The sequence below is a fragment of the Amycolatopsis sp. NPDC005003 genome (genome assembly GCF_053600695.1).
Window position 1 is genome coordinate 1 of record NZ_JBSGAI010000085.1, and the last position, 22,578, is coordinate 22,578.

Here is a 22,578-nt window from a genome sequence, read left to right on the forward strand (position 1 = left end):
CGGATCCGTCCGGGGTTCCGGTATGCGCGGTCGTTGGAGGTCATCACGGCGGCGCGTGAGGCCGGGTTGGTGACGAAGTCGAACCTGATCCTGGGGATGGGTGAGACGCCGGACGAGGTGGCTCCGGCGATGCGGGACCTGGTGGATGCCGGGTGTGAGATCTTGACGATTACGCAGTATCTGCGTCCGTCGCCGCGGCATCACCCGGTGGACCGGTGGGTCAAGCCGGAGGAGTTCGTCGAGCACTCGAAGGCCGCGGAGGCGATGGGCTTCGCGGGTGTGATGGCGGGGCCGCTGGTGCGCTCGTCCTACCGCGCCGGACGGCTGTACGCCCAGACCAAGCGTTACCGTGGAGAAGAGCTGCCGGAGAACCTGGCCCACCTCGCCGACCAGGGCCCGGCTTCGCAAGAAGCCAGCTCCCTGCTGGCGCGATAGGAAGGGGCGGATCAATGGCGATCAGCGTCTTCGACCTGTTTTCCATCGGCATCGGCCCGTCGAGCTCCCACACCGTCGGGCCGATGCGGGCGGCACTGACCTTTGTGGACGGACTCGGCGCGGAGCTGCCGTCGGTGTCCCGTGTCCAGGCCGAGCTGTTCGGCTCGCTCGGCGCGACCGGGTTCGGCCACGGCAGCGACAAGGCCGTCCTGCTCGGGCTGTCGGGCGAGCGGCCCGAAGAGATCGACACCGACACCGTGCCGGGCAAGATCACGGCGATCCGCGAGTCCGGCCGGCTGCTCCTCGGCGGCACGCACCAGATCGCGTTCGACGAGGACACCGACCTCGTCATGCACCGGCGCAAGTCGCTGCCCGCGCACCCGAACGGCATGGTCTTCCGCGCGTTCGACGCCACCGGCCTGCAGCTGCGCGAGCGCACCTACTACTCGGTCGGCGGCGGCTTCGTCCGCGACGAGTCGTACGAAACGGACACGGTGTTCGTCGAAGACTCGACGCCGGTGCCGTACCCGTTCCGCACGGGTGCCGACCTGCTCGCGCACTGCGCGGCGACCGGCCTCCCGATCAGCGAGATCATGCTGGCGAACGAGCTGTCCTGGCGCACTGCGGCGGAGGTGCGTTCCGGGCTGCTGGACATCTGGGCGGTCATGGCGGAGTGCGTCCGCAACGGCTGCACCCACGAAGGCGTCCTGCCGGGCGGCCTGAAGGTGCCGCGGCGGGCCCGCGCGCTGCACGAAAAGCTGCTGGCCGAGGACGGCGCGGACGACCCGCTGTACGCGATGGACTGGGTGAGCCTGTACGCCCTCGCCGTCAACGAGGAGAACGCGGCGGGCGGCCGGGTGGTGACGGCCCCGACCAACGGCGCCGCGGGCATCATCCCGGCGGTGCTGCACTACTACCAGCGCTTCATCCGGCACTCGTCGGACGACGGCATCGTGACGTTCCTGCTCACGGCGGGCGCGATCGGCTCGATCCTGAAGCAGACGGGCTCGATCTCGGGCGCGGAGGTCGGCTGCCAGGGCGAGGTCGGCTCAGCCTCGGCGATGGCGGCGGCGGGCCTGACGGAGGTGCTGGGCGGAACCCCGGCGCAGGTGGAGAACGCCGCCGAGATCGGCGTGGAGCACCACCTGGGCCTGACGTGCGACCCGGTGGGCGGCCTGGTCCAGATCCCCTGCATCGAGCGCAACGCGGTGGGCGCGTCCAAGGCGATCCACGCGGCCCGCATGGCGATGCGGGGTGACGGCAGTCACGTGGTGACGCTGGACAAGGCGATCAAGACGATGCGCGAGACGGGCGCGGACATGAGCGTGAAGTACAAGGAGACGGCCCGCGGCGGCCTGGCGGTGAACGTCATCGAGTGCTGACGCGGCGGCGTCACTCCGGCCGGTCCTCCGGCTCGACGGCCAGCTTCAAGCCGACTTCGACCAGGCGCCAGCCCAGTTGCTGCTTGCGCGTTCCCGGCCGGCGGCTCGGCCGCGCGTGGCCCGGCGGCCGCTTGCGCATTCCGCGGCGCAGCTCGCCCTCGCGCTCGTGGACCAGGTCCTCTGCCATCAGGAAGTGCACCGGATCGCCCCCTGCGTCGATGTTCGGTGTCGGTGGCTCCATCGTCGCCGAGAGTGCCCGCCCGAGGCCACCGGTTTTCCGTCCCGCGAACACACGGTGATGGCCGTCCCGGTCCGCGGCCGCCCGGGGCCGGCCGGCCAGCGCCTAGACTCGCGGGATGGAGTCGACCTCGGTGGTGAATGCCGGCGAAGCGCTGTTCCGGCCGGTCCGCACCGGCAACGCCTTCGAGGAGACCGTCGAGCGGCTGCTGCAGGCGATCCGGCTGGGCGTCGTCGGCGCGGGGGAGCGGCTCCCGTCCGAACGCGAGCTCGCCGAGCGGCTCGGCGTCAGCCGCGTCACCCTGCGCGAGGCCATCCGGGCGCTCTCCGACGCCGGTTACGTCGAGTCACGGCGGGGGCGGTACGGCGGCACGTTCGTGCACGACACGCTGCCTGCCCCGCCCGAGCCCGGTGGCAAGGTCGACACCGTCGCGCTCGAAGACGCGCTGAGCCTCCGCTACGTCCTGGAGACCGGCGCCGCCGAAATGGCCGCCGCGCGGTCGCTGAGCCCGGCCGACCGGCAGCACCTCACCGGCACGCTCGCCGAGGCCGCCGGCGCGGACCTCGACGACTACCGCCGCAAGGATTCGCGGCTGCACCTGGCCATCGCCGAGGTGACCGCGTCCGGCTCGCTGACCACGGCGATGGCCGACGCCCGCACCCGCGTCAACCAGCTGCTCGACCGGATCCCCCTGCTCCCGCCCAACCTGGAGCACTCGAACGCCCAGCACGAGGCGATCGTCGACGCGATCCTGGCCGGCGACGCGCCCGCCGCGCGCCGGGCGATGGCCGAGCACATCGAAGGCACGGCCTCGCTGCTGCGCGCGTTCCTGTCCTGATTTTTCGACGATTTCAATCTTCACAGGATTCGAACAGGCTTCCGCAGAACCTTCTCACCCGTCCGGTCGTCATCCGTTCGTGACCTTGTCGACCGATGAAGAAGACAAGCCCGGCACCTCGCGGTGGCGCCGCGTCCGGCGGATCGCCGGCTGGACGCTCGGCGTCCTGGTCGGTGGCCCGCTGATCGCCTTCTGGATCGCCTACCTCGTGCTCGACGTCCGCAGCCCCCAAGAGGTGCTCGCCGGGCTCGACAAGACCGTCGTCCTGAAGTACGCGGACGGGTCCGAGCTGCTCAAGGTGGTCCCCGCCGACGGCGACCGCACGTTCGTCCCCTACTCCCAGGTGCCCGCGAAGCTGCGGGACGCCATCATCGCCACCGAGGACCCGACCTTCTGGGACAACCAGGGCTTCGACCCGACCGGCATCGGCCGCGCGTTCCTCACCGGCGTCGGCGGCGGGTCCGGGATCACCCAGCAGTACATCAAGAAGTCCACCGGCGACGAAGAAGCGACGCTCTGGCGCAAGTTCGCCGAGCTCGTGCTGGCCACGAAGATCACCCAGGAGCAGGGCAAGGAGCAGATCTTCGAAAGCTACGTCAACATCATCTCCTTCGGCCGCGGCACGTTCGGGCCCGCGGCGGCGATGAACGCCTACTTCGGCAAGAAGCTCGACGACTCCATGACCTGGAGCGAAGCGGCCTTCCTCGCCGGGATGATCCAGTCGCCGTCGGTGCACGACCCCGCCGCCTCCGGCGACGTCCACGCCTCCCGGCGCTGGCAGTACGTGCGCGACAAGCTCGTCAGCCGCGGGTACGTCAAGGGCGACGAACCGATGGCCTACCCCGGCGCCGAAATCCAGCCGCCGTCGGAGACCCGCGCGGGCCGCCTCACCTACGAGGAGTTCCACGTCAAGCAGCAGGTCCTGGCCGAGCTGGAGCAGGACGGCTTCCCGCTCGGCCGGCTGCAGCAAGGGAACCTGACGGTCGAGACGACGCTGGACCGCAGCCTGCAGGACGCCGCGAGGAAGGCGCTGCGGGAAAGGCTGGACGGTGAGGCGAAGGAGTTCCGCGGCGCGCTGGTCGCCGTCGATCCGAAGAACGGGGCCGTCCGCGCCTACCAGGGCGGTGACCAGGGTGTCCGCGACTACGCGAGCACCCAGCACGCGCTCGGCACGGCGTTCCACCCGTTCACGTTCACCGCGGCGATGCTCCGCGGCTTCGGCCCGGACCAGCCGATCCCGGCGTTTTCGAAGGTCGAATTCCTCGGCGAGACCTTCCAGTACCCGGAGGTCTGCGGCAAGAAGTGCACCCCGCGCCGGGCGGTGGAAACGCACGCCGGCGGCACCCTCGTCATGCTGGCGAAGAAACTCGGCCCGGAGGCGCTGAGCGACGCCGCGCGCCGCGCCGGCATCCCGGACGCCGTCGACGGCGTCCCGACCCTGCGCGAGAAGGACGGCTTCCTGATCGGGGCGGGCATCGCCATCGGCCGGTACCCGCTGCGGCCGTTGGACGTTGCCGGCGCCTACGCCACCTTCGCCGCCGAGGGCCGGCGCAGCACCCCGCACCTGGTGGCCAAGGTCCGCGACGAAAGCGGTGCGGTCGTCTGGGAACACCAGGACACGTCGAGCCCGGCGTTCGGTGACGACGACACCAGCCGCCGCGTCGCCGCGGAGGTCACCGCGACCCTGCGCGCCGGCGGTGGTCCGGCGGCCTCGTACACCGGCGAAGCCGAGCACGGCAACAGCCCGGACTACCAGGACGCCTGGGCCGTCGGCTACACCCCGCAGCTGGCGACGGCGGTGTGGATCGGCTCCGACGACGAGCGGCGGCTCAAGGACGCGGCCGGCCGGAAGCTGACCGGCGACGTCGTCCCGGCCGACGTCGGGCGCGCGTTCGCGGCGGCCGTGCGGCCACCGCGCTGACTCACCGCACCAGTGCCAGCACGAACCCGTCGTGGCCCTTGCCGCCGACGGTCTGGACCGCGGTCGCGTCGATCCGGCCTTCGGCGGCCAGCAGCTCGAACATCTCGCGGACGCCGCGGACGTTCGGGTCGGTGCTGCCCGCGTCGACCACCCGGCCCTGCCGGACGACGTTGTCGACGACGATCGCCGTGCCCGGCCGGGCCAGTTCCAGCGAGGCGCGGACGTAGTGGGCGAGGTTGGCCTTGTCGGCGTCGATGAACACGAAGTCGAACGGCCCGGTCAGCGTCGGCAGCGTGTCGAGCGCGGCGCCGACGCGGATGTCCACGACGTCCTCGCCGAAGCCCGCCCGCGCCAGGTTGGCCTTCGCGACCTCGGCGTGCTTCGGCTCGTACTCGCAGGTGACGAGCTTGCCGCCGGCCGGCAGTGCGCGGGCGAGCCAGATGGTGCTGTACCCGCCGAGGGTGCCGATCTCCAGGATCGTGCGCGCCCCGGCCATCCGGGCCAGCAGGTGCAGCAGCTTGCCCTGGTTGGGCGCGACGGCGATCTGCGGCAGCCCGGCGGCGTCGGCGTCGGCCAATGCCGTGTCGAGCACCGGGTCGGGGGCGAGCAGCGCGCCGGCGAGGTAGTCGTCGATTTCGGTCCAGGTCTGGTCGGTCATGGCACCTCCACCGCCAATCTAGCCCGGGTGGGATCATGCCCGTCGAAAACGGTTCCGGCGGAAAGGCAGGCATGGACGACTACCGCGTCGTCGCGGACGCCATCGCCGCCGACATCGAGGCCGGCCGCCTCCGCCCCGGCGACCGGCTCCCGCCCCAGCGCCGGTTCGCGCGGCAGCGCGGCATCGCCGGCTCCACGGCCGCGCGCGTCTACGGCGAGCTCGTCCGGCGCGGCCTGGCCGTCGGCGAGGTCGGCCGCGGCACGTTCGTCCGCGCGGCGAAACCACCCCCCGAACCCGCGCTCGCCGAACCCGGTGGTGCCCGCGTCGACCTCGAGCTCAACTTCGCCGTGCTGCCGGAGGAGTCGGCGCGGCTGGCCCGCGCGCTGGAACCGTTGCTGCGCGCCGACGTCCTGACCGCGGCCCTGCACCCGATCGGTGCCGCGGGCACGCGGGCGGCCCGCGAGGCGGCGGCCGGGCTGCTCGCCCGGGGCGACTGGCGCCCGGACCCGGCGGCGGTGCTGTTCACCGGCAACGGCCGGCAGGCGCTGGCGGCCTCGATCGCCGCGTTCGTGCCGGTGGGGGAGCGGCTCGCGGTGGAGTCGCTGACGTACCCGGTGGTGAAGGCGCTCGCCGCCCGGCTGGGCGTGGAACTCGTGCCGATCGAGACCGACGAGTCCGGACTGGTCCCCGAAGCGCTCGCCGCGGCCGGTCCGGTGCGCGCGCTCTACGTGCAGCCGACGCTGCACAACCCGCTCGGCACGACGATGCCGCCGCGGCGCCGGGCCGAGCTCGCCGACGTCGTGGCCCGCCTGGACCTGCCGGTGATCGAGGACGGCATCTACACCTTCCTGCGCGACGACGTCCGTCCGTTCGCCGCGTACGCGCCGGAGCGCACCGTGTTCGTCGACAGCCTCTCCAAGCGGGTCGCGCCGGGGCTCACGGCCGGGTTCCTGGTGCCGCCGCCGGCCTGGGCGGCACGGCTGGCGTCGTCGGTGCGGTCGGGCGCCTGGGCCGCTTCCCGGTTCGCCGTCGAGGCGGCGACGCAGTGGATCGTGACGGGCACCCTGGCGGAGATCGAGGCGGCGAAACGCCGGGACGCGGCCGCGCGCGCGACCGTGGTGGCGGAGAAGCTGCCGGGCCTGCGCGGCGACCCGGCGTCGTACCACCGCTGGTGGGAGCTGCCGGAGCAGTGGCGGGCGGAGACGTTCGTCGCGGCGGCGGCCCGCCGGGGGATCGCGCTGTCCCCGGCGGCGGCGTTCGCGGTGCTGCCGGGCCACGCGCCGAACGCGGTGCGGATCGCGGTGTCGGCCCCGCCGGTCGAGACGCTGGCGCCGGCACTGGACGTCCTGGCGGGGCTGGCGAGCGGCAGCCCGGACGACCTGCTGGCGGACTGACAGCGCCTGCCAGCGGCGTGCCAGGTCCGTGTGCGGACCGCGCCAGTGATCTTCGCCAGCCTTCGGGGGTCGCACCGAAACCCGAAGGAGCACCGCATGCACGTCACGATCGTCGGCGCCGGCCTCGGCGGCCTCACCCTCGCCCGCGTCCTGCACGTCCACGGCATCCCGGCCGAAGTCTTCGAAGCCGAGCCGTCGCCGATGGCGCGGATGCAGGGCGGGATGCTCGACATCCACGACTACAACGGACAGCTCGCCGTCGAGGCGGCCGGGCTGACGGAGGAGTTCCGCGGCCTGATCCTGGAGGGCAGGCAGGCGATGCGGGTGCTGTACCCGGACGGCACCGTGCTGGCCGAGCGGCCCGACGACGGCCGGGGCGGCCGCCCCGAGGTGCAGCGCGGCGAACTGCGGCAGCTGCTGCTGGACTCCCTCCCCGACGGCACTGTCCACTGGGGACACAAGGTCACCGGCGCCCGCGCCTTCGGCGACGGCGGGCACGAGGTCACCTTCGCCGACGGCCGCACCGTCGTCACGAGCCTGCTGGTCGGTGCGGACGGCGCGTGGTCGCGGATCCGGCCGCTGCTCTCGGCGGCGAAGCCCGAGTACATCGGGGAAGCCTTCGTCGAGACCTACCTGCTCGACGCCGACACCCGCCACCCGGTCGCCGCGAAGACCGTCGGGGGCGGCTCGATGATGGCGCCTGCCCCCGACCAGGGGATCCACGCCCACCGCGAGAGCGGGGCCACGCTGCACACCTACGTGTCGCTGACCCGGCCGATGGCGTGGTTCGACGCGATCGACTTCACCGACGCGGCCGCGGCCGCCGCGCGCGTCGCGGCGGAGTTCGACGGCTGGGCGCCGGAACTCACCGCGCTGATCACCGACGGCGACACCCCGCCCGTCCTGCGGCCGCACTACACCCTGCCGATCGGGCACCGCTGGGACCGCGTCCCGGGGGTGACGCTGATCGGCGACGCGGCGCACCTCATGCCGGCGAACGGGGAGGGCGCCAACCTGGCGATGCTCGACGGCGCCGAGCTCGGCCGGGCCCTCGCCGCCCACCCCGGCGACGCCGAAGCCGCCTTCGCCGAGTACGAGCGCGCCATGTTCCCCCGCAGCGCGAAGGTCGCGGCCGAGAGCGCCGAGTTCGGCGAACTGCTGGCGGGCGTGGAGAAGGAGGACACCGCGAAGGTGCTGCTGGACGCGTTCACCGCCTTCACCGGCGCCGTGCGGGAAGCCTAGACGAGTAATGCGTAACTCGGTTGGCGAACATCCTGTTCACCTCCGAAGCGCGATGGCTGCGGTTGCTCGGCTGTGCCCGCTCGGGTGATTGGCAGACCCGCACCTCTCCGGGGGTGCTTCGTCGTTGCGGACCGGCGGCCGGCAACGCAAGCCGACCAACGGCGCAAGCCGTCCGGGCCAGCACGCGAACCGCAGGCCGGGAGCGCAAGCCGACCACGACGTCACCAGACCTCCCCCGCTCTGCCGCGGGTTCACCCTGCCGCGGCAGAAGCAGGTCTGCCGCGGCTTAGAAGAAAAAGAATGTCCTCGCCGGACAGGCAGACTCCGGGATGGCCACAACTACCGCTGCCACCTCACCTTCTGGAGGTGGACCGCGGGGTGGTCATCCCGTCGCCTGATCGAGGCCTATCACTTTGAGCCGGGCCCGCAAGCCTGCGTCGTCTGGTCCCGTCGCGCCGTTGGTTGCGGGCCCGGCTCAAAGTGATTTGACGGCCTCAGGCGACGGGATGACCACCCAGCTCCGTCATTTGAGGGGGCATCACCCGGCCACTAACCGAGTTACGCATTACTCGTCTAGGGGGCGTACTTCCCCACGAAGCTGCCGCAGGTGACGACGCGGCCGGTGAGCCGGGCCTGGATCGCCTTCTCCAGCCCCAGGTAGTCGAACACCGGTGTGTCGGGCGGGATCGACTCCGGCACCGGGCCGCCCGTCGCGAGCGCCCGGAACGCGTCCGTCTCGAACAGGACCAGGTAGCCGCCTTCGCGGTTCAGCTCGTCCGCCTTCGCCAGCATGCGTTCGGGCGCGTCGCCGACGATCTCCAGCGGCAGCGGCCACTCGAGCGGGAACGGGTTGCGCAGGCCGAACGCGGGGTAGGCGAACGGGCTGTCCGGCAGGATCGCCGTCCGCGGGGCCGGGAAGCGGTCCAGGCAGTCGCGGATCTGCCGGACGAAGGTGAACGTCGAGGGGTTCGTGCGGATGCCGGACATCGCCGGGGTGACCGCGCCGAGGTCCTCGGTGAGCCGGTCGTGGCCGAGGTCGAGGTAGGCCGCCTGGTCGTGGCGCGCCACGACGACCCAGCCGCAGACCGCCACCGCCAGGCACCCGGCCGTCGCCGTCACCGTCCTGGTCCAGCCCCGCCGCGGGCGGGCCGGGACCAGCTGGCCCAGCAGCAGCAACGCCGTCAGGGCCAGGGTGCCGGTGAGCAGCGTCGGGGTGTCGTTGCCCCAGGACAGGCTGGTCATGAACCCGGTGGCGAGCACGAGCAGCCCCGCCCACGGGACCTTCCGCCGCACGGCCGCGTTCACCGGCACGCTGACCGCGACGATCCACCACAGGACGTCGGCCCAGCGCGAGGAGCCGGTGAACCGGCCGTCGACGACGGTCCACACCACCGCCGTGGCACCGGCGAGGACCAGCACCCAGGACGCCACCCGCCCGGCCACGCCCAGCCGGTCGCCGGTCAGCCGGACGGCCAGCAGCACCACGGCGATCGCCGCGAAGAAGCCCAGCTCCCGCACGGGGGCCCTGGTCAGCACCTCCGGGTCGTCGAGCCACAGCCCGAGCAGCCGCTCACCGTAGGCGGGCACGCCGCCGGTGAGCTGCTCGACCATCTCCGTGAAGCCGCCGCCCAGGCTCACCCACGTCACGTACGCCAGCCCGGGTGCGCCGAGCGCGAGGAGGTCGAGGACGAGCCGGACCGCGCGGCGCGTGCCCGCCCGCGTCGCCGGGTGCAGCAGCAGCCAGCCGACGCCGATCACCGCGGCCAGCGCGAAGCTCTGCTTGACGAACACCGCGCAGCCGAGCAGCACCAGGCCGCCGCGCCGGGCGAGGGCGTGCTCGCCGCGCAGGCCCGCGTCGAGGGCCCAGGCGCCGCACGCGGTGAGGAAGATGCCGTCCACGGTGTGCCAGGCCATCAGCGGGAACGCGTTGAGGTTGATCAGCGACGCGGCCGCGACCAGCGCCGTCAGCCCCTGGCCCCACGCCAGGACCCGGCGCTGCGTGACGAGCGTGGCGAACGCGATCGTGGCCACGACGATCTCGACCATCGACAGGAAGCTGGAGCCGAAGAACAGCGGCATCGGCAGCGCGAAGTCGGCGACGTGCAGCACCGCGGACCCCAGCGGGCGGGCGGAGATGATGTCCGCGTGCGGGACTTCGCCGTGCAGCACGCGCCACGCCTGGGCGAGGATGAAGCCCTGGTCGGAGGGGTGGAAGCCGAACCGGCCGACGCGGAGTTCGGTGGCCAGCGCGAGCACCAGCACCCAGCCGGCGTGGAGGCTCCAGCGCAGCAGCGGCCGGGTCTGCTTGCCGGGCGCCGGCGGCGTGGCGACGTGCGCCGGACTCGCCACGTCCACGCCCCGCCCGCCTTCCGCTCCCGATCACACCCGGAAAGCGATGGTAGCGGCCGGGGCGCCGCGTCCGGCGGACCGGTGCGAACGCCACCCCGGAAGCCCGGGGCGGCGTTCGCCGGACGTCACCCGAGGGTGCGCCGCGCGGTGCCGATCACGGCCGTTTTGTCGTTCGCGGAACTGTGTTGCCTTGTCCTGGTTTCCGGCATGACGAACTCCCCAGTCGCTGCCCGTACGGGTGTACGGGACTCGCGCGAGGGTAGAAGTACCGTCGCCCGCGTGCCACCGTTTCGGCGGAATTCGCTCCGAATCAAGCACGACGGCGCCAGATCAGCCGGGTCACCGCCGCCGCGACCGACGACGGCGCGGAGCGGCGGGGCAGGCCGCGTGCTTCCGGCGCGGACTCCGGCATCGCCCGGTAGGCCAGGTGCGCGGCGAACCGCGCGAGCTTCGGCGCGGCGAGCGTCGCCAGTTCGGCGGCGCGCCCTTCGGGAAGGCTGAGGATCTCCGGCCGCTCCTCGCACGCCTTCACCACCAGTGCCGCGGCCCGTTCCGGGCTGCTGGACGGGATCCCGCGGTAGCCGGTCGGCGCGATCATCGGCGTCCGCACCAGCGGCATCCGCACCGACGTGAACGTGACGCCGTCCGAGAGCGTCTCGCGCCCGGCCGTCAGCCCGAACTCCTCCAGCGCCGCCTTCGACGCCAGGTAGGCCGAGAAGCGCGGGGTGTCGGTCTGCAGGCCCTGGGTCGTCACGTTGACCACGTGCCCGAACCGCCGCTCGGCCATCGACGGCAGGAAGCCGAGGATCAGCCGCACCGGCCCGAAGTAGTTGATCGCCATCGTGCGCTCGAAGTCGTGGAACCGCTGCGTGGACAGCGCGACCGAGCGCCGGATCGACCGGCCGGCGTTGTTCACCAGCACGTCCACCGCCCCGTGGTCGCCGAGCACCTCCTTGACCAGCGCGTCGACGGCGTCGCCGTCGGTGAGGTCGCACGGGTGCGCGGCGGCGGTGCCGCCCGCGGCGAGGATCTCCGCTCGCACCTCTTCGAGCTCGGACGCGCGACGGGCCACGAGGATCACCTTCGCGCCCTTGCGTGCCACGGCGAGCGCCGACGCCCGGCCGATCCCGGACGACGCGCCGGTGATCAGCACCGTCCGCCCGGCCAACCCGTGGCCGCGGCGCGCGCGGTCGGGGTCGAGGTGGTCCCGCCAGTACCGGTAGAGCGGCGCGGCGTAGTCCCGCAGCTCGGGGAGTTCGATGCCGCTGCCGAACAGCGCCGTCGTGGTGCGCGCGGTGTCGAAGACGACGTCCATGGTCAGGTGCGGCAGCACGGCCAGGGGGATGCCGAGCTCCTCCAGGACGGCCGCGCGGGCGCCCCGGCCACCGGGCACGCGGTCGATCCCGGCCGCGGCCGCGTGGGCGAGCCGGGCGCCCACCCGCCGGACGGCGCCGGACGGCTTTTCCGGCAGCACGGCCCGGATCGCCGGACCGCCGGCGGCGCGCGCGAAGGCGTTGTAGACGGAGGTGAGCGACTGCGGGCGGGCGGCGGCGAGGTGGTAGGTCGTGCCCGAGGGCGCGGCCTGGTGCATCAGGTACTCCATCGCCTCGACGACGTAGTCGACCGGCACCAGGTTCGTCGCGCCCAGACCGGGCGCGGCCAGCGGGAGACGTCCGGGCAGGGCGGCGAGGCGCGAAATGGCGGGCAGGAAGTAGTAGGGCCCGTCGACCTTGTCCATCTCGCCGGTGCGCGAGTCGCCGACGACGGCCGAGGGCCGGTAGACGCGGAAGGGCAGGGACTGTTCGCGGACGAGCTTCTCGGCCTGGAACTTCGTCGCGTGGTACGGCGAGCCGAAGCGCTGACCGAGGTCGAAGTCGGTTTCGGTGAACCGCCCGGCGTGGTCGCCGGCGACGGCGATCGACGACACGTGGTGCACGAGCCCGGCCCGCGCCGCGGCGGCGAAGGCGAGCAGGTGGCGGGTGCCCTCGACGTTGGCGCGCCGGTTGGCCTCCTCGCCGGCGGTGAGGTCGTAGATCGCGCCGAGGTGGACGACGTGGTCGAGGTGGGGGAGTGCGGCGGGGTCGGCGCCGAGCCGGGGTTCGGCGAGGTCGCCGAGCACCGGGTGCAGCTTGTCCGCGCCCGGCCAGTCCCGCGCCAGCGTGGCCAGGCGCTCGCGGGAGGTCTCCCGCACCAGCGCGTACACCGCGGACGTCTCCGGCCGCTTCAGCAGCCGCGCGACCAGGCGTTTCCCGATGAAGCCCGTCGCGCCCGTCACGAAGTAGGTCGTCATGGCCGGTCCCTTCCGTCGGGACCGACTCTAACCTACTGAAAAGTAGGAACGGTAGTTGTCAGCTTTCGTTCTCGTCCGCCGTCGCCACGACGGCGTCCCGCAGGGCGGCCCGCAGCCGTCCGACGTCGAGCGGCCCGAGCACCGCCGCTTCGCCCGGCGGCGCGACCAGCACCACCTTGTCGTTGCTGACGAACACCGTCACGTCCCTGCGCCTGCCGGCCAGATCCCGGCAGCCGATCGACCACTCGCCCCGACTCATGGTCGCCGCCCTCCGTTTCCTCGTCGTGGTCGTGCTTCGTGCGAGGGTGGGAGCGGACCCCGGCGGCGCTATGACGCGGGTTCACCCGATCTGCCTACTCGCGGGTTTTGTCTTGCGCTTCGCGGGTTTTCGGCGTAGTCCCCGGGTCGTGCCGCGACCGGTTCGGGAGTAGCGTCCGGTCAGCAGCCGTCTTGCGGGAGGTATGGATGTCGGAACCGCGGAAGATCGTCATCGTCGGTGCGGGCCTGGGTGGGGCATCCGCGGCGGCCGCGGTGCGCGAACGCGGTTACAGCGGGGAAATCCTGTTGCTGGGCTCGGATCCGCACCGCCCGTACGAGCTGCCACCGCTGTCGAAAGGCGTGCTGCTGGGCAACGCCGACGAACCCGACTGGGTGCACGAAGAGAAGTTCTACGCCGAGAAGGACATCCGCTTCAGCGCCGGCGTCACCGCGACCCGCGTCGAGCTCGGCGCCCGGCTGGTGCTCGACGACGCGGGCGGCGAGCACCACTACGACCGGCTGGTGCTGGCGACCGGCTCCCGGCCGCGCCGGCTGCCCGTGCCCGGCGGCGACCTGCCCGGGCTGTACACGCTGCGCACCCTCGACGACTCGCTCAAGCTGCGTTCGGCGTTCGCCGCGGCCGAGCGCGTGGTGATCGTCGGCGCCGGCTGGATCGGCTCCGAGGCGGCCGCGGCGGCCCGCACGCACAACGCGGAGGTGACCGTCGTCGACCCGGTGCCGGTACCGCTGGCGAACGTGGTCGGCGAGACGGTCGGCGGCGTGTTCCGCGACCTGCACGTCTCGAACGGCGTGCAGTACCGCCTCGGCGAGCAGGTCGCGGAGATCACCGGCGGCCCGGACGGCGTCCGCGGCGTGCGCTTGAGCGGCGGCGAGGAACTGACGGCGGACGTGGTCCTGGTCGCGGTCGGCGCGGCTCCCCGGGTGGAGCTGGCCCACGCGGCGGGCCTGGAGCTCGCCGACGACGGCGGGGTGGCGGTGGACGCGGGCCTCCGCACGGCGGCGCCGGATGTGTACGCGGTGGGCGACATCGCGGCGCACTTCCACCCGCGGTTCGGCCGCCGCGTCCGCGTGGAGCACTGGGCGAACGCGAAGGACCAGGGCACGCACGTGGCGCAGAACCTGCTGGGCGAGAACGAGCCCTTCCTGGCTTCGCCGTACTTCTTCACCGACCAGTACGACCTGGGCTGCGAGTACCGGGGATTGGCGGACCCGGCCTCGGACGAACTGGTGGTCCGCGGCGACCTGGCCGCCCGCGAGTTCACGGCATTCTGGCTCCGCGACGGCGAAGTGGCGGCGGCGATGAACGTGAACATGTGGGACGACGGCGACGCGCTGGGAGCGCTGGTGGACGGCCGCGCGAAGGTGACGGCGGACCAGCTGAAGACGGCGGACCTGGCGTCCCTGGCGTAGGCCCGACCGGCGGCCGTGGTCACCATCAGGCTTCGGGGTGGTGGGAACGCCGGCTCACCCGAGCCGTTCCCGCCTGCTCAAGCAGTGACCTCGCGCGCCAGCGTCAGGTAGGCCACCAAGGCCAGCACTGCGAACCCCGCCATGGTCGCGGCCATCGGCACCGCCGTCCCCGGTCCGCCCAGCCCGACCAGCGGGGTCGCCACCGCACCCACCACGAACTGCAGCACGCCCAGCAACGCCGACGCCGCCCCGGCCGAGCGCGCGTGCGATGCCAGTGCCAGCGAACTCGCGTTCGGCATCACCAGGCCGATGCTCGACACCAGCAGGAACAGCGACACCAGCAGCAACGCCAGCGGCGCCCGGAAGTACGCGGTAGCCAGCACGGACGCCCCGCCCATCACCCCGAGCAGCAGGCCGGACAGCAACAACGCCCGCTCGGGCACCCGGCCCACCAGGCGGCCGTTGAGCTGGCCCGCCAGCACGATCCCGACGCCGTTCGCGCCGAACACCACGCTGTACGCCTGGGGGCTGAGCCCGTACACGCCCTGCAGCGCGAACGACGAGCCCGAGATGTAGGCGAACATCGCCGCGAACAGCAGGCCCGACGCCAGCGCGTACCCCGCGAACGAACGGTCGAGCACCAGCCGCCCGTAGGTGCGCATCACCCGGCCGAGCCGCAGCGGAGACCGGGAAGCCGACGGCTCCGGCAGGAAGAACGCCACCACGGCCAGCAGCAGCGCGCCGAACGCCGTCAGCACGACGAACACCCCGCGCCACGACGTCCAGGTCAGCAGCTGCCCGCCGATCAGCGGCGCCAGGATCGGGGCCAGTCCGCTGACCAGCATCAACGTCGAGAAGAACTTCGTCAACGCGGTGCCGGAGAACAGGTCACGCGCGGTGGCGCGCGCGATCACGATGCCCGCGGCCGCACCGAGGGACTGCACGAGCCGCGCCGCGACCAGCAACCAGGCGTCGGGGCTCACCGCGCACAGCACCGAGCCCACGACGTACAGCGCGAGCCCGACGAGCAGCGGGCGGCGGCGGCCGAGCGCGTCCGAAAGCGGCCCGAGCACCAGCTGGCCCAGCGCCAGCCCGGCGATGAACGCGCTGAGCGTCAGCTGGACCGTGCTGTCCGCCGCGTGCAGGTCGGTCGCCATCCGCGGCAGCGCGGGCAGGTACATGTCGATCGACAGGGGCCCGAACGCCGTGAGGCCGCCCAGGACGAGGACGAACTTCAGCTGCGCCCGCCGGCTCGGCGCGGTACGTTCCGCCGTGGTGGTCATGCGCGTCCTTTCGTGCCCCTTCCGTGACCAGCGGGAAGAGCGCCGGTGCTTATTCCGGCTGTGACCGGTGACACCCCGTGGTCACCGGCTCATGAACCGACACTGATCCGATCAATTTTGCGACCGATTCGGCGATGGCTCTGGATCGGCGGTCACGACTGCGATATACATCGGATGTCTGGTCTGTGTTGGTCGTTGTTGGTTGGTGTGGGTGAAGGGAAACATCCGTGCAGCTTGTGCGTCTCGGGGAGCCGGGGAGTGAGCGTCCGTTCGTGCGGGCCGCCGACGGCACGACCTACGAACTGGGTGGCCTCACCGCCGACATCGACGGCGGCTTCCTCGCCGCGGACGGGATCGCGCGGGCCGCCGCCGCGCTCGCCGCCGGTGAGCTGCCGAAAGCCGAGGTCCAAGGCCTGCGGGTCGGCGCGCCGATCGCCCAGCCCGGCAAGGTCGTCTGCATCGGCATGAACTACCGCCGCCACGCCGAGGAAACCGGCGCGACCCCGCCCACCGAGCCCGTCGTCTTCATGAAGGCGCCGGACGTCGTGGTCGGGCCGGGCGACGACGTCCTCATCCCGCGCGGGTCGCTCAGCACCGACTGGGAGGTCGAGCTCGGCGTCGTCATCGGCAAGACCGCCCGCTACCTCGAAAGCGCCGACGAAGCCCTCGGGTACGTCGCCGGGTACGTCGTCTCGAACGACGTCTCCGAGCGCGAGCTGCAGTTCCGCACCGCCCAGTGGGACAAGGGCAAGTCGTGCGAGAACTTCAACCCGCTCGGTCCCGCGCTGGTCCCGGCGAGCGAGGTGCCCGACCCCCAGGACCTCGGTCTGCGGCTGTGGGTCAACGGCGAGAAGAAGCAGGACTCGTCCACCAAGGACATGATCTTCAGCGTCGCCGAGATCGTGCACCACCTGAGTCAGGTGATGGTGCTGCGGCCCGGTGACCTGATCAACACCGGCACCCCCGAAGGTGTCGCGCTCGGGCAGCCCGACCCGAAGCCGTACCTGCGCGACGGCGACGTCATCGAGCTCGAGATCGACGGCCTCGGGCGGCAGCGCCAGACCGCGAGGCAGGCCTGACCATGGCGAAGATCATCGGCATGGAGGTCCTCGACGTCCGGTTCCCGACGTCCAAGGAGCTCGACGGCTCGGACGCGATGAATCCCGACCCGGACTACTCGGCCGCGTACGTCGTGCTGCACGCCGACCAAGGCCCGGACGGCTACGGTCTCGCGTTCACCATCGGCCGCGGCAACGACGTCCAGGCGGCCGCGATCCGCGCGCTCGCCCCGCACGTCGTCGGCCGGGACGTCCCGCAGGACGCGGCGGCGCTCGGCGACCTGTCCCGCACGCTCGTCGGCGACTCGCAGTTCCGCTGGCTGGGCCCGGAAAAGGGTGTCGCGCACATGGCCGTCGGCGCGGTGGTCAACGCCGCCTGGGACCTCGCCGCGCGCCGCGCCGGCCTGCCGGTCTGGCAGTTCGCCGCCCGGATGACCCCCGAAGAGCTCGTGTCGCTGGTCGACTTCCGCTACCTGAGCGACGCGCTCACCGAAGCCGAGGCACTCGACATCCTGCGTCGCGCGGAACCCGGCCGCGCCGAACGCACGAAAGAGCTGGAGGCGAAGGGCTACCGCGCCTACAGCACGTCCCCCGGCTGGCTCGGGTACGCCGACGCCAAGCTCGTGCGGCTCGCCGAGCAGGCTGTCGCCGACGGCTTCGAGATGATCAAGCTCAAGGTCGGCGGCAACCTCGAAGACGACGTCCGGCGCATGAAGCTCGCCCGCGAGACCGTCGGCGCGGACGTCCGGATCGCCGTCGACGCCAACCAGCGCTGGGACGTGCAGGCCGCGGTCACCTGGATGACCGCGCTGGCGCCGTACGACCCGTACTGGATCGAGGAGCCGACCTCCCCGGACGACGTCCTCGGCCACGCGGCGATCGCGAAGGCGCTCGCGCCGATCAAGATCGCCACCGGCGAGCACGTCCAGAACCGGGTGATCTTCAAGCAGCTGCTGCAGGCGGACGCCATTTCGGTGCTGCAGCTGGACGCCGCCCGCGTCGGCGGGTTCAACGAGAACCTGGCGATCCTGCTGCTGGCCGCCAAGTTCGGCGTCCCGGTGTGCCCGCACGCCGGCGGCGTCGGGCTCTGCGAGCTCGTCCGGCACCTCTCGATGTTCGACTTCGTGGCGGTGTCCGGCACCGACACCGACCGCACCATCGAGTGGGTCGACCACCTGCACGAGCACTTCACCGACCCGGCCGTCGTCGAGCGCGGCCGCTACCTGGCCCCGACCGCCCCCGGGTTCTCCGCGCGCATGCACGACGCCACGCTGCGCCGCTTCCGGTTCCCGGACGGTCCCGAGTGGACGGAGACCGCAAGTGAGTGAATTCGAGGGCCTGGTGGCCGCCGTCACCGGCGGCGCCTCGGGCATCGGCAAGGCGGCCGCGGACCTGCTGGCCGAGCGCGGCGCCCAGGTGGCGGCCCTCGACTTGAAACCCGGCGACGACGGCATCCGCTGCGACGTCTCCTCCGATGCCGAAGTCCGGGCGGCCGTCGACGCCGTCGTGGAGCGCTTCGGGCGCCTCGACATCCTGGTCAACAATGCCGGAATCGGCGCGCAGGGCGATGTCACCGGCAACGACGACGACGAGTGGCACCGCGTGTTCGACGTCAACGTCGTCGGCATGGTCCGGGTCGCCCGGGCCGCGCTGCCGCACCTGAAGAATTCGCCGTCCGCGGCGATCGTCAACACCTGCTCCATCGCGGCCTGGGCCGGCCTGCCCAACCGCGCGCTCTACTCGGCCAGCAAGGGCGCCGTGCTCTCGCTGACCCTGGCCATGGCGACCGACCACCTGCCCGACCGGATCCGCGTCAACTGCGTGTGCCCGGGCACGGCGGACACCCCGTGGGTGGGCCGGCTCCTCGACGCCGCCGAAGACCCGGCGGCCGAACGCGCGGCCCTCGCGGCCCGCCAGCCGATGGGCCGGCTGGTGACCGCGGACGAGGTCGCCAACGCGATCGCCTACCTGGCGAGCCCCCTTTCCGCCTCGACCACCGGCACCGCCCTCGCGGTCGACGGCGGCATGTACGGCCTGCGTCCTCGCGGCCCCGTTCAACCCCGATAAGACTTGATTCCCCGCCGTCATCAAGGAGGATGCTGTGCGTACGAAGGTGATCAAGGTGGCCGCCGTCGCCGCCTGCGGCCTGGTACTGGCCGCCTGTGGGTCCACCAAGGACAATGCTTCGGCGCCCGCGGCGGGTGGCGGCGGGGGCGGCAAGGTCGGCGCGACCCTGCCCCTGCTGACCTCGCCGTTCTGGCAGGCCTACAACAACTACGTGCCGAAGATGGCCAAGGAAGAGGGCGTCGACGTCCTCCCGACGGTCAACGCCGACAGCGACCCCGCGAAGCTGATCACCGACATCGGCACCTTCCTCAACCAGGGCGTCAAGGGCCTGGTCGTGACGCCGCTGGACTCGGCCGCCATCGTCGCCGGGCTCAAGCAGGCCGAGAACAAGGGCGTGCCGGTGGTCGCGGTCGACGTCGCTCCCGAAAGCGGCAAGGTCGCCATGGTGGTGCGGGCCGACAACAAGGCCTACGGCACCAAGGCGTGTGAGGCGATCGGCGAGAAGGTCAAGTCCGGCAAGGTCGTGCAGATCATGGGCGACCTGGCCTCGGTCAACGGCCGCGACCGCTCGGAGGCCTTCCGCGACTGCATGAAGTCGAAGTACCCCGGCATCCAGGTGCTGGAGATCCCGGCGGAGTGGAAGGCCGACAAGGCGTCCTCCGGCCTGGACAGCATGCTGACCGCGAACCCGGACATCAAGGGCGTCTACATGCAGGCCGGCGGTGTCTACCTGGCTCCGACCGAGCAGGCCCTCAAGCGCAAGAACCTGTACTTCCCGGTCGGGGACCCGAAGCACATCGTGCTCGTGTCCAACGACGGCATCCCGCAGGAGCTGGCCGCCATCCGCAACGGCGAGCTGGACGCCACCGTGTCCCAGCCGGCCGACGCGTACGCGAAGTACGGCCTGTACTGGCTGAAGAAGGCCATGGCGGGCGAGACGTTCAAGGCCGGGCCGACCGACCACGGCAGCACCATCGTGGAGATCAGCCCCGGCATCCTCGAGGACCAGCTGCCCGCGCCCGTCATCACCAAGGACAACGTGGACGACAAGGCCCTCTGGGGGAACAGCCTGTGACCGCGCTGCCCGCCGGCGAATCCGCCGTCCCGGTGGTCAGCGCTGTAGGTGTCGGGAAGCGCTACGGCCCCACCGTGGCGCTGCACGACGTCAGCCTCACCGTGCACCCCGGCGAGTCGCACGCGCTCGTCGGGCGCAACGGGGCCGGCAAGTCGACGCTCGTCTCCATCCTCACCGGCCTGTCCGCCACGGACACCGGGCACGTCGAGTTCGGCGGCGAGCCGGCCCCGCCACTGTCCAAGCAGGACGACTGGAAGGCCCGGGTCGCCTGCGTGTACCAGCACGCGATGGTCGTCCCGCAGCTCACCGTGGCCGAGAACCTGTTCCTCAACCGGCAGGCCGGCGGCGGGTTTTCGATCGGCTGGAAGTCGTTGCGGCGCAAGGCGCGCGAGCTCCTGGAGTCGTGGGACGTGCACGTCGACGTCGACACGCCCGCGGGGGAGCTGTCGGTCGAGGACCGGCAGTTCGTCGAGATCGCGCGTGCGCTGTCCTACGGCGCCCGGTTCATCGTCCTCGACGAGCCGACCGCGCAGCTCGACAGCCAGGCCATCGAGCGGCTCTTCGACCGGATGCGCCAGATGCAGGCGGGCGGGGTGACGTTCCTGTTCATTTCGCACCACCTGCACGAGGTCTACGAGGTCTGCCAGGCGGTGACCGTGCTTCGCGACGCGAAGCACGTGCTCACCGCGCCGGTCGCCGAAGTCGGCCGTGCGGAGCTGGTCGACGCGATGACCGGCGAGCCCGGCGGCCTGTCGGTGCGTGACGCCGCCACGCGGGAGTCGCTCGAAGCCGGCGCCGCGGAGATCCTCACGGTCGACGGGCTCTCCGGCGACGGCTTCTCCGGCGTCTCGTTCCGGCTGCGCCGCGGCGAGGTCGTCGGGCTGGCGGGCAGCAACGCCAGCGGAAAGCACCAGGTCGCCGAGACCGTCTACGGCCTGCGGACGCCGTCCGCGGGCACGATCCGCGTCGACGGCTCGCCGCTGCGGCCCGGGGACATCCCGGCGGCGCTGCGGGCCGGCATCGGGTGCGTGCCCCGCGACCGGCACCACGAGGGCCTGGTCCTGGCGCACTCGATCGCGGACAACGCCACGATGTCCATTTTGGACAAGCTGGGCCGCGGCGGGATCGCGTCGCCCTCGACGCGGTACGCGAAGGCGTCGCAGGCGCTGAAGGACTACGACATCGTGGCCGCGGGCGCCGACCAGCCGGTGTCGGACCTCTCCGGCGGCAACCAGCAGAAAGTCGTGCTGGCGCGGGCGCTGCTGAGCGATCCGCGGGTGGTCGTGCTGATCAACCCGACCGCCGGGGTGGACGTGAAGTCGAAGGAGGCGCTGCTCGCGGTCGTCGACCGGGTGCGCGCCGAGGGCAAGGCGGTGCTGATCGTCAGCGACGAGCTCGACGACCTGCGCCTGAGCGACCGGGTCCTGGTGCTGCGCGCCGGGGCCGTGGTCGCCGAACACCAGGCCGGGTGGTCCGACGGCGACCTCGTGGCCGACATCGAAGGAGTCGAGCTTTCGTGACCGACGTGATGACCTCTCCCCAGACTTCGCTGCCGGCCCCACCGCGGCGCCGGAAAGCCGTCTGGCTGCGCGAACTCGCGCTCCTGCCCGCCCTGGTCGTCGTGTTCGTGATCGGCGGCCTGGTCGACGACACGTTCGTCGGCTGGAGCAACATCGTCAGCATCCTTACCGCGTCGGCCGCGCTCTCGCTGGTCGTGCTGGGCGAGTCGCTGGTGCTGATCACCGGGAAGTTCGACCTGTCGCTGGAGTCCACGATGGGCCTGGCGCCCGCGCTGGGCGCGATGGTCGTGATCCCGGCGGCGTCGGCCGGCTTCGGCGTCGAACTGCCCGCGGCGATCGGGCTGCTGATCATCCCGCTGTGCGGCGCGCTGGTCGGGTTCGTCAACGGCTTCCTGATCGTGAAGCTGAAGCTGAACGCCTTCATCGTCACCCTGGCCATGCTCACCGTGCTGCGCGGTGTCCAGGTCGGCTCGACCAAGGGCAAGACGCTGTTCAACCTGCCGGACTCGTTCACCGACCTGGCGACGACCACGTTCGCCGGGCTGCCGATGTCGGTGTGGCTGGCGGCGCTGCTGTTCGCCGTCGCCGGCTGGGTGCTGCGCTACCACCGCGTCGGCCGCGCGCTGTACGCGATCGGCGGCAACCGCGAAGCCGCGCGGGCGGCCGGGGTGCGCGTCGACCGGATCGCCTGGGCGGTGTTCGTCGTCGCCGGGGTCCTGGCGGCGATCGGCGGGCTCGCGTACACGGGTTACGTCGGGGCCTTGGGCGCGAACCAGGGATCCGGGATGATCCTGCAGGTGTTCGCGGCGGCGGTGATCGGCGGCGTTTCGCTCGACGGCGGCAAGGGCACCCTGGTCGGGGCCCTCACCGGCGTCCTGCTGCTCTCGTCGGTGTCCAGCCTGCTCAACTACGCGCACGTCACGGCGGAGTGGCAGGGGGCGATCTACGGCGCCATCATCCTGGTCGCGCTGATCATCGCCCGGTACGCGGGCGGAAAGCCCCAAACCTGACACCCGCCGCGTGAAGATCCGACGTTCCGAGTCTGCCGCGGCTCGTCGTGAGTGGTAATTCGGGTTCTAACCCGGCAGCGCCTTGCAGATCTCGATACCGTCCATTCCGGACAGTCCGATGTCGAGCAC

At 72.1% G+C, this 22,578-nt stretch carries 18 protein-coding genes and 1 pseudogene; 13 read left to right on the forward strand and 6 right to left on the reverse strand.

Annotated elements, in window-relative coordinates; all coding sequences use genetic code 11:
* Together ACWED2_RS46595 and ACWED2_RS46600 are read left to right on the forward strand one after the other, a co-directional pair.
* Window positions 1-435: pseudogene (locus ACWED2_RS46595) on the forward strand (lipoyl synthase); the annotation flags it as partial.
* Between the two features lie 14 nt (window positions 436-449).
* Window positions 450-1,817 (forward strand): L-serine ammonia-lyase, encoded by a 1,368-nt coding sequence (locus tag ACWED2_RS46600; RefSeq protein ID WP_449696947.1) that lies wholly within the window; start codon window positions 450-452, stop codon window positions 1,815-1,817.
* A 10-nt stretch (window positions 1,818-1,827) separates the two neighbouring features.
* Here ACWED2_RS46600 and ACWED2_RS46605 read toward each other — a convergent pair whose 3' ends face one another.
* Window positions 1,828-2,058, reverse strand: a complete 231-nt coding sequence (locus ACWED2_RS46605; protein WP_449696948.1) for a hypothetical protein — start codon at window positions 2,056-2,058, stop codon at window positions 1,828-1,830.
* 115 nt (window positions 2,059-2,173) lie between these two features.
* Between ACWED2_RS46605 and ACWED2_RS46610 the strand changes: the two genes are divergently transcribed.
* The gene (locus ACWED2_RS46610; protein ID WP_206787271.1) at window positions 2,174-2,893 is read left to right on the forward strand and encodes a FadR/GntR family transcriptional regulator; all 720 of its coding nucleotides are present in this window, start codon (window positions 2,174-2,176) and stop codon (window positions 2,891-2,893) included.
* Between the two features lie 85 nt (window positions 2,894-2,978).
* Window positions 2,979-4,814 carry a transglycosylase domain-containing protein gene (locus ACWED2_RS46615; protein WP_449696961.1) on the forward strand — a complete coding sequence of 612 codons (1,836 nt, stop codon included), beginning with the start codon at window positions 2,979-2,981 and terminating at the stop codon, window positions 4,812-4,814.
* Window position 4,815: 1 nt separating this feature from the next.
* On the opposite strand, the gene ACWED2_RS46620 is transcribed toward ACWED2_RS46615, so the two are convergent.
* Entirely contained in the window at window positions 4,816-5,472 is a 657-nt protein-coding gene (locus ACWED2_RS46620) for an O-methyltransferase (protein ID WP_449696949.1), read from the reverse strand.
* A 71-nt stretch (window positions 5,473-5,543) separates the two neighbouring features.
* On the opposite strand from ACWED2_RS46620, the gene ACWED2_RS46625 reads away from it, so the two are divergent.
* Window positions 5,544-6,866, forward strand: coding sequence for an aminotransferase-like domain-containing protein (locus ACWED2_RS46625; RefSeq protein WP_449696962.1), 1,323 nt, complete (start codon window positions 5,544-5,546; stop codon window positions 6,864-6,866).
* A gap of 96 nt (window positions 6,867-6,962) precedes the next feature.
* Window positions 6,963-8,108 (forward strand): FAD-dependent oxidoreductase, encoded by a 1,146-nt coding sequence (locus tag ACWED2_RS46630; protein ID WP_449696950.1) that lies wholly within the window; start codon window positions 6,963-6,965, stop codon window positions 8,106-8,108.
* 573 nt (window positions 8,109-8,681) lie between these two features.
* Here the strand turns inward: ACWED2_RS46630 and ACWED2_RS46635 are convergent.
* From ACWED2_RS46635 to ACWED2_RS46645, 3 genes are all read right to left on the reverse strand, one after another.
* On the reverse strand, window positions 8,682-10,463 hold the full coding sequence (locus ACWED2_RS46635) for a hypothetical protein (RefSeq protein WP_449696951.1): 1,782 nt from the start codon (window positions 10,461-10,463) through the stop codon (window positions 8,682-8,684).
* 304 nt (window positions 10,464-10,767) lie between these two features.
* Window positions 10,768-12,747: an SDR family oxidoreductase gene (locus ACWED2_RS46640; protein WP_449696952.1), complete on the reverse strand. Its 1,980-nt coding sequence runs from the start codon at window positions 12,745-12,747 to the stop codon at window positions 10,768-10,770.
* 58 nt (window positions 12,748-12,805) lie between these two features.
* Window positions 12,806-13,006 carry a hypothetical protein gene (locus tag ACWED2_RS46645; RefSeq protein ID WP_086843294.1) on the reverse strand — a complete coding sequence of 67 codons (201 nt, stop codon included), beginning with the start codon at window positions 13,004-13,006 and terminating at the stop codon, window positions 12,806-12,808.
* 206 nt (window positions 13,007-13,212) lie between these two features.
* On the opposite strand from ACWED2_RS46645, the gene ACWED2_RS46650 reads away from it, so the two are divergent.
* Complete coding sequence (locus ACWED2_RS46650; RefSeq protein ID WP_449696953.1) at window positions 13,213-14,436, forward strand: NAD(P)/FAD-dependent oxidoreductase; 1,224 nt, start codon at window positions 13,213-13,215, stop codon at window positions 14,434-14,436.
* 77 nt (window positions 14,437-14,513) lie between these two features.
* Here the strand turns inward: ACWED2_RS46650 and ACWED2_RS46655 are convergent, their stop codons facing one another.
* On the reverse strand, window positions 14,514-15,719 hold the full coding sequence (locus ACWED2_RS46655; protein WP_449696954.1) for a multidrug effflux MFS transporter: 1,206 nt from the start codon (window positions 15,717-15,719) through the stop codon (window positions 14,514-14,516).
* A 227-nt stretch (window positions 15,720-15,946) separates the two neighbouring features.
* On the opposite strand from ACWED2_RS46655, the gene ACWED2_RS46660 reads away from it, so the two are divergent.
* Genes ACWED2_RS46660 through ACWED2_RS46685 form a run of 6 tightly spaced genes read left to right on the forward strand, consistent with a single transcriptional unit; the run spans window position 15,947 to window position 22,449 of the window.
* On the forward strand, window positions 15,947-16,798 hold the full coding sequence (locus ACWED2_RS46660; RefSeq protein WP_449696955.1) for a fumarylacetoacetate hydrolase family protein: 852 nt from the start codon (window positions 15,947-15,949) through the stop codon (window positions 16,796-16,798).
* A gap of 2 nt (window positions 16,799-16,800) precedes the next feature.
* The gene (locus tag ACWED2_RS46665; RefSeq protein ID WP_449696956.1) at window positions 16,801-18,105 is read left to right on the forward strand and encodes an enolase C-terminal domain-like protein; all 1,305 of its coding nucleotides are present in this window, start codon (window positions 16,801-16,803) and stop codon (window positions 18,103-18,105) included.
* Window positions 18,098-18,844: an SDR family NAD(P)-dependent oxidoreductase gene (locus tag ACWED2_RS46670; protein WP_449696957.1), complete on the forward strand. Its 747-nt coding sequence runs from the start codon at window positions 18,098-18,100 to the stop codon at window positions 18,842-18,844. Before ACWED2_RS46665 ends, ACWED2_RS46670 begins: the two co-directional genes overlap by 8 nt.
* A gap of 34 nt (window positions 18,845-18,878) precedes the next feature.
* Complete coding sequence (locus ACWED2_RS46675; RefSeq protein WP_449696958.1) at window positions 18,879-19,919, forward strand: sugar ABC transporter substrate-binding protein; 1,041 nt, start codon at window positions 18,879-18,881, stop codon at window positions 19,917-19,919.
* Window positions 19,916-21,439, forward strand: a complete 1,524-nt coding sequence (locus ACWED2_RS46680) for a sugar ABC transporter ATP-binding protein (RefSeq protein ID WP_449696959.1) — start codon at window positions 19,916-19,918, stop codon at window positions 21,437-21,439. Before ACWED2_RS46675 ends, ACWED2_RS46680 begins: the two co-directional genes overlap by 4 nt.
* A complete protein-coding gene (locus ACWED2_RS46685) occupies window positions 21,436-22,449 on the forward strand; it encodes an ABC transporter permease (RefSeq protein ID WP_449696960.1) in 1,014 nt (337 codons plus the stop codon). The genes ACWED2_RS46680 and ACWED2_RS46685 overlap by 4 nt, the downstream gene beginning before the upstream one ends.
* Window positions 22,450-22,578: the final 129 nt, after the last annotated feature.